The organism is Sporosarcina sp. FA9, assembly GCF_051550205.1.
Classification (GTDB): Bacteria; Bacillota; Bacilli; order Bacillales_A; family Planococcaceae; genus Sporosarcina.
Map to the genome: position 1 here is coordinate 2,996,709 of NZ_CP188819.1, position 15,302 is coordinate 3,012,010.

The following is a 15,302-nucleotide window of genomic DNA, read 5'->3' on the forward strand; positions in this document are numbered from 1 at the left end:
TTTTAACTATTTTACTTGAATTCTTCCCTTTTGTTCCTTCGTAACTTCACCAATTATATGTGCGTCAACACCTTTGTCGCGTAGCTCTTTCAGCATTGCATTTGCTTCAATATTTGCAACAGAGATGAGCAATCCTCCAGAAGTAACAGCATCACATAAAATCCATTTATCAATTTGGTCAAGCGTTTCTGCATAATCTACAACATTCGCAATATGTGCAAAGTTGTTTTTCGTTCCACCAGGTACGGATCCTGCTTCGGCAAGTTCCTTTACACGTGGTAGAAGTGGTACTTGGCTGAAATTAATTTGGATACCAACACCGCTTCCTTTTGCCATTTCTGAAGCATGTCCAAGGAGCCCGAAACCTGTAACATCAGTAGCTGCATGAACTTCATACGTTGCCATTACTTCGGCAGCCGTTTTATTGAGCGTCTTCATTACTTTTGTTACATTCTGTATTTCTTCTTCAGTTAATAAATTCTTTTTGAGCGATGTCGTACAAATACCTACACCAATCGGCTTCGTCAAAATCAACTGATCTCCTGGTTGTGCACCGGAATTGGTCTTAATTTTATCGGGATGAACAATACCCGTCACAGCAAGACCAAATTTCGGCTCGTTGTCATCTATTGAATGTCCGCCGACTAGAGTAACACCCGCCTCAATTAGTTTGTCCCCCGCACCTCGTAAAATATCTGCAAGAATCTCTTTATCCAACGTAGCTATTGGAAATGCGACGATGTTTAATGCAGTTATCGGTGTTCCGCCCATTGCATATACATCACTAATCGCATTCGTTGCTGCAATTTGACCAAAATCATATGGGTCATCAACAATCGGAGTGAAAAAGTCCAATGTTTGGACAATCGCTGTTGTTTCATTTATTCGGTATACTCCCGCGTCGTCGCTTGTATCTAAACCAACGAGTAAATTGGGGTCTTTCTTAGTTTGTGGCAACATGCGTAAAACAGCTTCCAAATCTGCGGGTCCTATTTTACAACCACAACCCCCTTTTGTAGTTAGTGATGTAAGTTTAATTGAATCCTTTTTGATCATACCCACTTGTCCTTTCCATAACATGACTGTCTTTAATTTTAACACAGAAATAATTGCAACCATTACTCTGCTCACTCAGACAATACAAAATAAAGGCGTCCCATTTCGAGACAATTCTTAGTTGTTTCAAATAGGACACCCCTTATTTATTTTAAATACCTTCTTGCACCGGAAAATTCCGATTTAAATTGAGCAAGGTCGATAGACACAATTTCAACAGTCTTTTTCGGATTTGGTGAATGAATCATCAGCCCATCACCAATATATATACTTACATGATGGACATTGCCCTTCCCTTTATCGTGAGAAAAGAACATTAAATCCCCAGGTTTTAACTCCGCAAGTGAAACAGCAGAACCATTCGTCGCCTGGACTGTTGAGTCTCTCGGCATGGTAATTCCATGCTGTTTATAAACCGAGTATGTGAAGCCAGAACAGTCATATCCAAACCCAGATGTCCCCGCCCACAAATAAGGAAGACCCAAAAACTCTTTGGCGGTATTGACAATATCCGATTCATTTGGTTTTGGAATCTCTGCCCCGCTTTCAACTATTTTCACGTCTGATTTCCGAATGTATTTCACACCGTCTACAGGCGTTTGAACATGCAAAAGCTCTTTATCTTCATCTATAATTGGTAAAGTTGTATTGAAACTGACATCCATAAAATGTTCCTTCAAAGTACTATCACTATATATTTCAATTGTAGGCTCACTTACGATTGCAATCGGACACTCCGTGTAGTTTTTATCCATTTGTGCAATATGATTCTTCGGAACCCAGCCGGGATAGCCCGTTTTATTTTTCGGAGTGAACTGATCTTTCACAGCAATTTCGTACCAATCTCCACTGCTACTAAGAATCGTAACTTCTTGTCCGTACAATGCTTGTGTTTCAATTTTTCCAACAAGCCATTGTTTTTCTGGAATGGTCATCACTTCCGTCCAATCTTTCATACTCGAAAGTGCAGATGTTGCATACGTATCGACTTCCCGGTCTTGGCCGGGCTCTTTCCACAACGTTGTCACTGGAACATTTACGGAGTACGTTCCCGTTTCCAATGAACTATAGCAAAGGAACTCCGTTTTGCTATCCGGACTGGATGTACTAATTATTTTTTCTTCAACTAATGGGGCGTTAATTAATGGTTCGTCAACTAATGGTGCGTTTGCTAAAGGGACATCTTCAACTACTGGCTTTACAAAAATCATTCTGAATCCAATAAATACAAAAAGAAGCACTACTAGAACAGATATAAGCCTTTTCAATACTTTGACCCCCTTTGCAATTTATCGTTATATATAAAGTTACAGGTTTTCGAATGCCCTGTATAGTGCAATTTAAATCCAAACAATACCGGCTCCCCGTATTCACTACATAAAAAAAGCTTGAAACGCCTGCAGTTACTCGCAGTTTACTCGTTTCAAGCCCACTTTATTCTTCGTATTCACTTTGTTTTAATTGTCCAGCAATAAATCCAAAAACGCAATTGGTACATACGTTTTTTTATCTTTTAATTCGGGTGCGATTTCAAACTTTCCGATGCTTTTATTGAAACCATAAACTACTTTTCCGCGATTTATCATTAACGAAAGGTTTTCTTTAGTAATTAATGCACCTGAAACTTTTGCTTGTGCTTCTACATGGTAACCTAATTGTTCTGCAACTTTGCGGAGTGGAATCATTTTCACACCATTTTTCACATAGTGATCCGCTTCGATAATCTCCTGTGCTAAGGCCATTTCTTCAGTTACATAATCCAAAGCAATGATTTTTGACGGTGAAGTTTGTGGTGGAATGCTAAATGTTGTCCACGTATAGAAAACGGCTAATTCTTTATTGTGAAGATCCGCTTCCTCAATTTTCTCACCTTTTTGGTTCAATAGAATTGTGTCTTCGCTAATGTTCAATTTTAATTCATTATCCAAGCTTAGAAATTCATCATCGAATTTCGATATTTTCACTTCGCCAGTTACTTCACCCTTTAAAACAACTATTTCTGGTGTAACTTGTGCAGGGTAAATTAAAAGCATTGGCTTATTTTTGTCATAATAGGCCTCGACAGTTGCACCTTTTTTGAGTTCATCCTTTTTCATTTGTTCTGTTGTGTCACTATTAAGAAGGAGAGCATCATCCGTAATGCGTAAAACCATAATTATATCAGTATCATTTACAACTGTAACCATATTTCCTTTATCAGACGTTTCAACTTCTTGAATTATCCCAGAAAATTTCATATAATTCGTCGTGTCTTTCGCTTCCTCTGAAATTACTGTAGTACTCTCCTCAGCAAATGTCATTGTACTCCCAACTACACCGCCTGTTAATAATGCTGCTAATGCAATCGCACCAATTCTCTTCATACGATCTCTCCTTTTCAAATTCGGTATTCATCCCATTTGACGGCCCGAATTGGTAAAAGTTACACTTTTTTATTTACACATCAAAATGCTTCATTTCCGTTTGAAGATCTTCAGCAAGTTTCGCTACTGTTTGGGCACTTGCTGAGATTTCTTCGTTTACAGCGAACTGTTCCTCTGTTGCTGCACTTGTATCACTTGCACCAGCAGCTGCTTCACTGCTTAAGTTCTTAATTTCGTTTGCGCCATTCGTCACTTCATCAGCCATCGCTTGGATTTGCTCAATTGCTGCCGACACAGTTTCAACCTTCGTCGTGACATCTCCGACTGCCTGTTGAATCTCTTCGAAGACAAGACGCGACTGATCAGTGGCGGTAATTCCGGCATCTACACGTTCGCTTCCTGCTGTTATAGAAGTGACAGCTCTTTTTGACGCTTCTTGAATCAATTTCACCATCGTTTCAATTTCAAAGGCTGATGTCTTCGATTGCTCGGCAAGTTTCCGAACTTCTTCCGCTACAACAGCAAATCCTTTTCCGGACTCTCCGGCACGTGCTGCCTCGATTGCCGCATTGAGCGCAAGTAAATTCGTCTGTTCCGCAATCCCCGTTATTAGAGATGTGACTTTTTGAATTTCATTCGATTGATGTGCCATTTCCTCCATTACTTCTGAAGATTCATGGATTGTAGTATGGATGATTGACATTTGCTCCGATACTTCGCTTACTACATTGGAGCCTCTTAAAACAAGGCTCACTACAGTTTCTGCAGAATGCAACATCTCTTCATTGTTTCTGCCTATTTCGGCAACACCGAGTGATAATTCTTCCATTGACAAAACCGAGTGACCGATTATTGTCTGCTGTTGCTCACTGCTGATCATCTGGTTTTCTGCAGATTTACTAACCAGCTCCGAAGTGGCCAAACTCTCTTCTGAACTGGCTGAGAGTTCCTCCGATTGAATCACTAATTGGACAGCAGAAGCATTAATCTTTCTTACCATATTCGCGACATCCGTCCCCATCTTGTTAAATGCTTCAGCCATATCGCCTATTTCATCTTTATTTTTCACTGAAAGTAAATCGATTGTAAGATTTCCACGTGCAATTTCATTTAATCCTGCCGTAACAATTTTGACAGGGCGTGAAATGCTTCGACTTATGAATGTCGAAATGACAATACCAACAACTGTTGCAAGAATAATGATACCAATCACAACTAATTTGGAGATGGAGACGAATTCTTCCAACCCATTACGCGTTATCTTCAATTCATCGTACTGCATCTTTTTAATCTCTTCGGCAATATTAAATACCCGATTGCCTATGCGAGATGATTCGCGGCCAAGTCTCATCATTTCTTGTGTGTTTCCTGATTTACTTGTTGCAATGATTTCACCTTGGATATTAAAAAAAGTAATTCGTTCTGTCTCTAATTCATCCATTAAAGAACTGGTGTCTACATCTTGGAACAGTTTCGTTAACTCCTCGAATATTTCATCTGATCGTTTAATATGCCCCTCATAAGCATCCGTAAAATAGGAATCTTTATAGAGCATATAACCACGCACTTCATCCTGTGATTCGATTTGTTTTAAAATAAGTTCGTCTATCAAGTCGACTTTCTTAACACGGTCATCCAATAGAAAAGCATAGTCCGAATCGAGTCGTACAGTTGCCAAGAAACTCACCACACCTACAATAACAAGCATTAAAAGAATCGTTGCAAAACCAAACCACAATTTCTTACCTACCGTAATTTTCAATACAATCCCCCTCGACAACTTTCAACCTATTTCAAATCATATATCTATTGTCGGATAAAAGCGTTACTTATTAACCGATTTGTATCATTTCCAGAAATATAAAGTAAAGCTTATTGTAATCTTTGGAAGTATATCCATTTTCCATTCTGCATTTCTCTCTGACACTCACCCTTATGTCGCAAGTATTCCAGATGCGCCAGCGTTTCACCTACCGCAAACCTTATTTCATGAATTGTGAGCTCAAACTGAAACAATTCTTTATACACATCATAAATAGAAGATGGCTTTCCAAGTGCAGCCAACGTTTCTTCCAAACGTTTTCCATGATGAAGTATTATTTCATCGATCCGAATATTCGCGCCGTGAAATGGTTTTCCATGAGATGGAATTACGTAGTCTATGTTCAACTTTTTCAAATCACTCATTGATGAAAGATAAGATTTTAATGGGTTATCATTCCCATGAAACCAATAAGATATATTTGGTGTGATTCTAGGTAATATATGATCTGCAGAAAGTAGGACATTTTTTTCTTTGTTATAAAAACAAACCATTCCATCTGAATGCCCCGGCGCTAAAATGATTTCATATTCGTATCGACCGATTACTATTTTTTCACCTTCGATAAAATAGTGATTTACGACCGGCAGCGGATTCACTAATGGTTTAAAATCTATGTTGTTTTTCACCATCTGATTTGCAATTTCATCTGGAATTCCTGAAGCTGAGTAATACTTATGTAGCCCACTTAAAAAGTCATCACTCCACGCTTTTTTTCCGGCATCCGAATCAATTTTAGACATCCAAACCTGTGCTCCTGTTTTTTGTTGAAGTGTTCCAGAGTGTCCGTAATGATCTGGATGGTAATGCGAAATTAAAATATCTGTTACTTCTCGCTGTTGAATGGTTTCAGTCCACTTTTGGGTTGTGTACTCATTATTTAATCCCGTATCAATGATGGTCCATCCATCTTCACCTTCTGCCATAAAACAATTGACATGATTCAAACGAAAAGGCAAGTCTACTTTTATCGGAATAATTCCTAACTGTTCAAGCATACGAATCCCCCTATAATTAAATATACTAAGTCCATTATACACAGAAGATTAGAACTAATGCATGGAAAATAAACAAAAAAATACCAGCTTACACGACGAACTTTTCGCCAAGTAAACTGATAATCGAAAAAACCAAATGCACATGAACTTATTTGAATTAAAGAAATCGCCGTGATATTTTGTTTCCACCATAGGAATACACGATTTGTTTTTTGTCCACATTTGTTTCCAAATGGACAATTCGTCCCCATAATTGATGGATATAGGGCAATACATTTTCTAAATATTGAACATCAAGCTCTGTTTCCTCGTAATTATGCACCAAATAGAGTTCACCGTTTCGGATATAATCTCCATCATCAACGACAATATACGGAAAACCACCGTTAACTCTCATAGAAACCAGCTGATCTCTAACATTTTCATACTCTTTGTTCGTAATTTGATAGTCCTTACCTTTTTTTTCAAATAAATATAAATCCTCTTTTTTCACCAATTCTTTCGTCAAATAATTCCGAATAAATGAGGTATCCGACTCAATTTCACGTACTTCAAAAATCTTTTCTCTTCCTGAATTTGGTTTTACTCCGTACTGTTTCATTTCATCTGTCGGATGATTATATCTCATTTCAATATCCTCAAAAATTTTCAAACCTAGGTAGTACGGGTTAATAGATGTTTTTGACGGTTGAACAACGTCCGCATTTAACTTTGAAAACTCAATAGACTCATCTGTTGTCAATTCCATCTCTCTTAATATTCGTTGATGCCAAAAAGAAGCCCAACCTTCATTCATTATTTTGGTTTCAAGTTGTGGCCAAAAGTAAAGCATTTCTTCTCGCATCATTGTTAATATATCTCTTTGCCAATCCTCTAGTTCGCTACTGTGTTCTTGTATGAAAAGCAGAAGATCTTTTTCAGGTTGTGGAGGCATTTTTTTTCTTAGCGGAAGCAGTCGTTGTTGATTTGTAGCATCCTTATTGTTTATATTCCACAGATCATCGTACTCTGTTTTCCGTTTAATGATTTCTTCTGTATCGTCATCCAAGTTGGAACGACGTTTATCCCTTAAAATAGATGGATCGATATGTTCCTGAATTGCGATTACAGCATCTAAAAACCTTTCCACTTCAAGCTGACCGTAGATCATTTCATACTGCGCAATACGCTCTGCTGTGGCTGTCATACTTTCCACCATATCCCGTCTTGTGGTGGAAAACCGAACATTATTTTTAAAAAAATCACAATGGGCAAGAACATGAGCTATAATGAGTTTGTTTTGAATAAGACTGTTCGTATCCAGTAAAAAGGCATAACACGGATTTGAATTAATAACGAGCTCATAAATTTGGCTTAGTCCCAAATCATATTGAAGTTTCATTTTATGAAATTGCTTCCCAAAACTCCAATGAGTATAGCGAGTAGGCATGCCGTAAGCTCCGAATGTATAAATAATATCCGCAGGACAAATTTCATAACGCATTGGGTAAAAGTCTAGACCAAATCCGGTTGCAATTTCTGTGATTTCATCAACAGCATTAAAAAGTTCTTTTAAATTTGTCATTCGAAACCCTCCAAGCGTTTTTGGAAAAAGCTTTTCAATGCAAAATAAATATCCCGATTTTCTTTTAAAATATAATGGCGAAACTTTGGATGTTCAATTTTTTTATAAGAAGACATTAATGTTGAATATCGGTTATATGCATTCACTTCTCCATAGCCAAATATATTGGAAACTTCCATAATTTCATTAACTAAATTCATACATTTTTCATTGTCAGATGTCATGTTTTCACCGTCAGAAAAATGAAATGGGTAAATATTATACTGTGTAGGATTATACTTTTCTTCAATAAGTTCTAACGCTTTTGCATACACAGACGAGCAACGCGTTCCTCCACTTTCTCCTTTGGAAAAAAAGTCTTCTTCAGTAACTACTTTAGCTTCAGTATGATGTGCGATAAACTCGATTTCTACCGTTTTATATTTAGAACGCAAAAATCGTGTCATCCAGAAAAAGAAGCTTCTTGCAATATACTTTTCAAACGTACCCATGGAACCACTTGTATCCATCATCGCAAGGACAATTGCCTTGGATTCTGGTTTTTCAACATCATTCCATGTTTTAAAACGTAGGTCATCATTGTGTATCGGCATAATCTCCGCTTTTCCCTTTATTGCATTTCTTTTAATTGCCGTTAAAATCGTTCGTTTTTTATCAACATTACCGATAAGCCCTTGTTTACGAATGTCATTGAAATCTATTTTATCAATAACATTATCTGCTGCATCTTTTTGTTTTAAATCTGGCAATTCGAGCTCTTTGAATAAAGCCTCTTCTACTTCAGCAAGCGAAACCTCCGCTTCGAAATAATCTTTGCCCGGCTGATCTCCAGCCTCTTTTCCCTTACCAGGTGCAGTTTTACCCCCTGGACTGCCGTCACTTGCAACAACATCTCCGACCTTACTATCTCCATCACCTTGGCCTACATGTTTCGATTTATCCGAGTTGTAACGGATTTTATATTCATCCAGAGAACGAATGGGAATCTTAATAACATTCTTTCCATTCGTCATAATTATGCTTTCCTCGCTAATTAAATCCGGCAAATTATTTTGAATGGCTTCCTTCACTTTGTCCATATGACGAAGCTGATCTTGGTAGCCTTTCCGATGGAGGGACCAATTTTCCTGGGAGACGACAAAACTGTCCTTTTGATGTTTGCTCATTTTCATCCCACCTATCCAATTTGTTTCATCATATGCGAAGGGATACAAGTAATTGCATTAAGAATAGGTAGAAAAAAACAAGACTAATGCTAAATTAGCCTTGTTTTTTTGTTCCTGTTAACGATTCAACAGACTTCCAACATACCGTAGTAATTCATTGGCTGATATTGAATTGTAGCCATATTCATCAATCAGACTTGCAACGACATCGTTAATTTTCTTAAGTTGTAATTCATCTGGAGTTTGTGAGGAGGTTGTAATTTTAACAATGTCTTTTAAATCTGCGAATAATTTCTTTTCAACAGCTTCTCTTAAACGCGCATGTGATTTGTAGTTAAAGCGGGTGCCTTTTCTTGCATAGGCCGATAAACGAATTAAAATTTCTTCTCGAAAAGCTCTTTTCGCATTTTCTGACACACCTATTTGTTCTTCAATTGAACGCATGAGTTTCTCGTCAGGGTTCATTTCTTCACCCGTCAATGGATCCCTCAGCCGATTTTTGTTGCAAAAAGCCTCCACATTATCAAGGTAGTTGTCTACAAGTGTTTTTGCCGACTCCTCATATGAATAAACAAACGCTTTTTGCACTTCTTTTTTAGCAATTTCATCGTATTCTTTGCGAGCAATTGAAATATAATTCATATACTTTTCACGGTCTTCTTTGGAAATGGATGCATGTTGGTCCAATCCATCTTTAAGTGAGCGCAGTACATCAAGTGCATTAATTGAAGGGACTTCTTTTCGAATCATGGCAGATGAAATTCGGTTGATGACATACCGTGGGTCAATACCACTCATACCTTCGTTCGGAAATTCTTTTTTTAACTCTCCAACGTCTACACGATTATAACCTTCAACACTTTCCCCGTCATACAATCTCATTTTCTTAACAATATCGATTCCTTGTTTTTTCGAGATTTCAAGTCTCGTCATAATTGAAAAGATAGCCGCCACTTTTAAGGCATGGGGCGCAATATGAATGTGCGACATATCACTTTCGTTGATCATTTTTTCATATATTCGTTGTTCTTGATTCACTTTTAAATTGTACGGAATGGGCATTACAATGATTCTTGAATGAAGTGCCTCATTCTTTTTATTGGAAATGAAGGAACGGTACTCTGTTTCATTTGTATGTGCAATAATTAATTCATCCGCACTAATTAAAGCAAATCTTCCTGCTTTAAAATTTCCTTCTTGCGTCAGTGACAACAAATGCCATAAGAATTTCTCGTCTAATTTAAGCATTTCTTGAAATTCCATTAATCCTCTGTTTGCTTTGTTCAGTTCTCCATCAAAGCGATATGCACGCGGATCGGATTCTGAGCCAAATTCAGCAATTGTGGAAAAGTCGATGCTTCCCGTTAGATCTGCTATATCTTGTGATTTTGGGTCTGAAGGTGTAAATGTACCTATTCCTACTCGTTTGTCCTCCGAAAAAAAGATTCGTTTTACGAGGACATCTTCAATTTGACCGTTATATTCTTTTTCCAGTCGCATTGTATTTAATGGCGATAATGTACCTTCTATGCGAACTCCATATTCTTCAAAAAAATCATCAAATAAGTTCTGTGGAATTAAATGAAGCGGGTCTTCATGCATTGGGCAGCCTTTTATAGCATAAACTGCACCTTCGTCTGTTCTTGAATACTTTTCAAGACCTCGTTTTAGTAAAGTAACAATTGTTGATTTCCCCCCACTTACTGGGCCCATTAATAATAAGATTCGTTTACGTACATCAAGTCTTTTAGCGGCAGGGTGAAAGTATTCTTCCACAAGCCTTTGAATGGCATCTTCAAGTCCAAAAATTTCTTCACCAAAGAAATGATAGAGTTTATTATCATCTTTTTCGGTTAGCCCAGAGCTTCTGATCATATTATAGACACGTGAATGTGCTGTTTGGGCGACTTCTTTTCGTTCTTTTACAATCGCTAAATACTCAGCAAATGTACCTTCCCACTGTAGTCTGTCTTCTTCTTCTCGGAAGTTTTTAACTTTCCTTAATATGTCCAATTCTATCCCTCCATCTAGGGCATGGTTTTTATATAGTATGCTCAGGAGGTTTTTATAATGCTTATTCGGGGTGACGGATTTTGTCTTTTGGGTTCACACTACTGACTTTTGTTCGGTTTGTTCGGTTCTCACGGATATCCGACAGTTCGAGGAGTATATCAGACTGTTTGAGTGTTATATCCGGCACTTTCAGACTTATATCCGACAGTTCAAAGCATATATCCGACACTTCCGAACTTATATCCGCAAATCATGACCTTTCACCTATAACAAAAACTAGTTTTATATTAATGGTGTGTCGTTTTAATAGCGCTGCGTCAGTTTATTTGAATTAAGTCCATTTTCTCTTCCATTACTTTGATAATATCTTCTATGTCGGCATAACCGTAGTATCTCACATGAATGATGCCTTTTCCTTTGGACGCGGTTACTTCTTTTGATTCCTCAAGTTCACGAGTAAATAACATATCAAAGACCTGGCTTTCTAGCCGTTCAGGGTCGATTCCGTCAAAAATAAAATTGTTTCTCCACATTAAATCCGCTAGTATTCTATCTTGTAAAATAGGAAAAGCTAAGAAATAAACCTGTGTATTCACACTTGGAGAATACGTTCCGCTTTTATCATCCCATATTCGTTTTGGAACAACTCCACTTTCTCTAGTCTCGTATTGACGTGGCGCTAAGGGGCTCCAATCATAGGTTATTTGACTTTCCCATCCAAAGACTTTATCAGAAAAAAGATCTTTCACGACTGCTTGCTTGAGCACTAATTCAGGATTTTGCTCAATGTCCATAAGTCTAACAATTGATGTATCTGCAGTTTCTTTTGGCAATGCTTCCGATTTATGCATCGCAATTTGCATGAATGGAATTACCGCCCCAATTGCAGCAATTGAAATAATTATGTAAGATTGAACAAGATTGATTCTATAATGCCTCTTCCACGGCGCTTTATGATTAATCGGTATTCCTTCTGTAAGATTGTTTCTTAATTTCCGTATGGAACGGGTGGCTCGAATCATTGTAAAAACTAGATATAAATATGCCAGTACAGTAAATAGATATGAAAACGAACCGCCGTCTAAAAAAGTAAGTGTGGGCGTATTGTCAATAAACCACATGAATGACAATAAACCTATCCCTAAGACGCTGAGGATTCCTACATACATCGTGTTCCTAGCGATCTTTTTATCAAATGCTTGTAATGAATAAGATTGTTCTGCGGGATCTGTATGGAGCTCTGGTGAATCGAATGATGCAGGCGATGTAAAGACATTAAATTCTTTAAACTTTGTTACATGATCCCAACCGCTTTCCATATAGAGTTCCTTTAGCTCTTCTTGGATATTTTTATCCAGTGACATTTCTATTCTGTATCGTATGTCCTCAGGTTCACCTTTTTCAAAATGAGCAAATAAATATCCGGTTTTTTTCAGATGCAGTCCTTCACTTGCCATATCGGAGAACCAGCTTTCATGCTCACCAATACGCCAAAAATCACCAAAAAGCATTTTCCGAACAATTTTATTCATGTAAGTCACCTTCTCTCAAGATCTCACCATCGTCAATTAATGATTTTAAACGCTTATATTCTTGCCGTAGTGCTTGTTCCCCGTTCGCCGTGATGGCATACGTTTTTCGTCTACCGTCATTTTCTGTTAAAACAATAAGTCCTTCCTTTTGCATCCGTGCTAGAACACCGTATAGTGTCCCAGGCCCCATATGGACTCTGCCATTCGATACTTCTGTAATCTCATTCATAAGTCCATATCCGTGACTCGGATTCATCAGTGTTAACAACACATAGTACATTGCTTCGGTCATAGGACCACCTGCGTATTTAATAGTAGTCACCCCTTTTTTTTAGTTGTTATGCCAAACGGTATATCGTCTAACGTAATAGTAACTTATGCTAAATTAAATGTCAAAATACCAGTAAAAAAAACCAGTTATTCAAATGCACTTATGCACTTGAATTACCGGTTTTCATTAATCTGCTTTATCAAATTTCCCTTTTCTGGTTAGTATCGCGACGATGTTTTCTGCTGCTTTCATTGCCATGGCGTCTTCAGTTTTGGCTGTAGCTGAACCAATATGTGGAACTGTCACTACATTTGGCATAGTGAGCAATGGATTGTCCATTTCAACCGGTTCCGTTTCATATACGTCTAAGCCTGCTGCATAAATCTCTCCGTTATTTAGCGCATCAATCATGGCTTTTTCGTCCACAGTTTGACCACGGGAAACGTTTATGAAGCACGCGGTTTTTTTCATTAGCTTGAATTCTTTGGCGCCAATAATTTGGATGGTTTCAGGTGTAAGTGGCGTCATTAGTACGACAAAATCTGATCTCGTTAAAAGAGATTCCATATCGCAATATTCTGCTCCGTATTTCTCTTCAGCATCCGGTTTTCTGTTTCGATTGTAATAAAGAACATCCATATTGAAACCGAATTTCGCCCTTTTCGCGATGGCCTCACCAATTCTGCCCATACCAATGATTCCTATCGTGCTGCTATGTACATCTTGTCCATACGATTCATCGTATTTCGCAGTAGATTTCCAGTTTCCTTGTTTCACAAATCGATCTAACTCAACAATTCGTCTTGCAGTTGATATAATCAGTCCAAATGCTAGGTCTGCGACTGTTTCGTTCAACACGTCCGGAGTATGGGTTCCTATGACATTATGTTTCTTCAACGCCTGGACATCGAAATGATTGTATCCAACAGAAACGGTGCTAACTGCTTTTAAAAGGGGTGCACTGCGAAGGAGTTCCTCATCCACAATTCCGCCCGAATTGCGTGAAGAATACAGACCATCTACATCCGCAATCTCTTTTAGAAGCACGTCCCGTGGAATTAACCCCTCACCCTCCCACTTGCGAATATCGCAATGTTGTTTCATAAATTGTTCCACATCATCTGGCATTTTGTATGTTACATATACTTTTGGTTTCATTCGAAATTCCTCCTATTATTCAAATAACTTTATACTCATTGTGCCATACTTTACTAATTTCATCACATATCTAAGGTTAATAAAAAATATGTCGCACTTGATTCATTTTAAAAAATGTGGCAAAGTAGAAGGTGCAATACAATAAAAATTTCATACAGTTACAATTTATGTGGGGGTACCAGTTAAGCTGGTTGAGATATACTCGAGAAGTATAGACCCTTTGAACCTGATCTGGTTAAAGCCAGCGGAGGGAACATACTCATTAGCTATGTCTATGTTTATGCGTTCTTCGGTTGTCCGGAGAACGCATTTTTGTATTCCGAAAAATTGTTCATTTGTAATTGCTATGAATTTATTAGGAGGAAATGAATTGAAAAAGATTATGGCGTTCATCATGCTCACTTTGTTACTTACGGCATGTACAACAGAGAAGAGTAAAGAAACTGAGCAAGACGGGAAATTGGAAAAGGTCCAATTTGTATTGGACTGGACACCAAATACGAACCACACCGGCTTATATATAGCGAAAGAACAAGGCTTTTTTGAAGAAGAAGGTCTTGATGTGGAAATTATGCTTCCTGGCGAAGCGGGTGCAGACCAACTCGTAGCTGCTGGTAAAGCACAGTTCGGAATCAGTGCACAAGAATCCATTACAGAAGCACGTGTACAAGATATTCCAATCGTGTCCATCGCAACAATTCTTCAACACAATACTTCGGGGTTTGCTTCCTTGAAGAAAGACGGCATAGAATCTCCAAAAGATTATGAAGGTAAAACGTATGGTGGTTGGGGGGCCCCAGTAGAAGAAGCCATAATTTCCTCTTTGATGGAACCGGAAAATGCGGATGTCAAAAAAGTTGAGTTCATCAATATGGGAAACTCCGACTTCTTCACCGCAATTGAGCGTGATATTGACTTTGCGTGGATTTACTATGCATGGACCGGAATTGAAGCGGAACTTCGTGGAATTGACTTAAATATGCAATACCTGAAGGACTACACAAAAAAGCTCGATTATTACACACCTGTTTTTATTACAAATGAAAAAATGATTAGTGAGAATCCAGAGACCGTTCGTGCTTTTGTCAAAGCAATTTCAAGAGGATATGAGTTTGCAATTGACAACCCGGATGAGGCCGCTACAATTTTAACGAAAGCTGTTCCTGATCTTGACGAAGAACTTGTGAAAGCGAGTCAACAATGGATTTCACCAAAATATAAAGAAGATGCTGCAAGATGGGGTGAACAAAAACTTGAAGTTTGGAAAGACTATGCAGACTGGATGAATGAAAACAGCTTACTCGATGGAGAGTTTATTCCAGAAGATGCTTTTACAAATGAGTTTTTACCCAAATAAGG

The 15,302-nt window shown here is 38.0% G+C and carries 12 protein-coding genes and 1 riboswitch; of the genes, 1 reads left to right on the forward strand and 11 read right to left on the reverse strand.

Translation table 11 applies throughout. The annotated features are described in order from the left end of the window. Window positions 1–6: 6 nt before the first annotated feature. The 11 genes from selD to ACP8HH_RS15365 form a co-directional block, all read right to left on the reverse strand. Entirely contained in the window at window positions 7–1,056 is a 1,050-nt protein-coding gene (selD, locus tag ACP8HH_RS15315; protein ID WP_438319212.1) for a selenide, water dikinase SelD, read from the reverse strand. A gap of 146 nt (window positions 1,057–1,202) precedes the next feature. Then, on the reverse strand, window positions 1,203–2,324 hold the full coding sequence (locus tag ACP8HH_RS15320; RefSeq protein WP_438312756.1) for an NlpC/P60 family protein: 1,122 nt from the start codon (window positions 2,322–2,324) through the stop codon (window positions 1,203–1,205). Window positions 2,325–2,513: 189 nt separating this feature from the next. Beyond that, window positions 2,514–3,419, reverse strand: a complete 906-nt coding sequence (locus ACP8HH_RS15325) for a stalk domain-containing protein (protein WP_438312758.1) — start codon at window positions 3,417–3,419, stop codon at window positions 2,514–2,516. 73 nt (window positions 3,420–3,492) lie between these two features. Beyond that, window positions 3,493–5,181, reverse strand: coding sequence for a methyl-accepting chemotaxis protein (locus tag ACP8HH_RS15330; protein WP_438312760.1), 1,689 nt, complete (start codon window positions 5,179–5,181; stop codon window positions 3,493–3,495). 110 nt (window positions 5,182–5,291) lie between these two features. Further along, window positions 5,292–6,239, reverse strand: coding sequence for an MBL fold metallo-hydrolase (locus tag ACP8HH_RS15335; RefSeq protein WP_438312761.1), 948 nt, complete (start codon window positions 6,237–6,239; stop codon window positions 5,292–5,294). A gap of 157 nt (window positions 6,240–6,396) precedes the next feature. Beyond that, window positions 6,397–7,803 carry a SpoVR family protein gene (locus tag ACP8HH_RS15340; protein WP_438312764.1) on the reverse strand — a complete coding sequence of 469 codons (1,407 nt, stop codon included), beginning with the start codon at window positions 7,801–7,803 and terminating at the stop codon, window positions 6,397–6,399. Then, complete coding sequence (gene yhbH / locus ACP8HH_RS15345) at window positions 7,800–8,969, reverse strand: sporulation protein YhbH (RefSeq protein WP_438312767.1); 1,170 nt, start codon at window positions 8,967–8,969, stop codon at window positions 7,800–7,802. The genes ACP8HH_RS15340 and yhbH overlap by 4 nt, the downstream gene beginning before the upstream one ends. A 117-nt stretch (window positions 8,970–9,086) precedes the next feature. After that, entirely contained in the window at window positions 9,087–10,982 is a 1,896-nt protein-coding gene (locus ACP8HH_RS15350; protein ID WP_438312770.1) for a PrkA family serine protein kinase, read from the reverse strand. Between the two features lie 317 nt (window positions 10,983–11,299). Further along, a complete protein-coding gene (locus ACP8HH_RS15355) occupies window positions 11,300–12,514 on the reverse strand; it encodes a DUF2812 domain-containing protein (RefSeq protein ID WP_438312772.1) in 1,215 nt (404 codons plus the stop codon). Further along, window positions 12,507–12,806: a PadR family transcriptional regulator gene (locus ACP8HH_RS15360; RefSeq protein ID WP_438312775.1), complete on the reverse strand. Its 300-nt coding sequence runs from the start codon at window positions 12,804–12,806 to the stop codon at window positions 12,507–12,509. The genes ACP8HH_RS15355 and ACP8HH_RS15360 overlap by 8 nt, the downstream gene beginning before the upstream one ends. Window positions 12,807–12,971: 165 nt before the next feature. Continuing rightward, complete coding sequence (locus ACP8HH_RS15365; protein WP_438312778.1) at window positions 12,972–13,943, reverse strand: 2-hydroxyacid dehydrogenase; 972 nt, start codon at window positions 13,941–13,943, stop codon at window positions 12,972–12,974. Window positions 13,944–14,104: 161 nt separating this feature from the next. Next, window positions 14,105–14,213: riboswitch (TPP riboswitch) on the forward strand. 100 nt (window positions 14,214–14,313) lie between these two features. On the opposite strand from ACP8HH_RS15365, the gene ACP8HH_RS15370 reads away from it, so the two are divergent. After that, a complete protein-coding gene (locus tag ACP8HH_RS15370) occupies window positions 14,314–15,300 on the forward strand; it encodes an ABC transporter substrate-binding protein (RefSeq protein ID WP_438312781.1) in 987 nt (328 codons plus the stop codon). The last annotated feature ends 2 nt before the right edge of the window (window positions 15,301–15,302 follow it).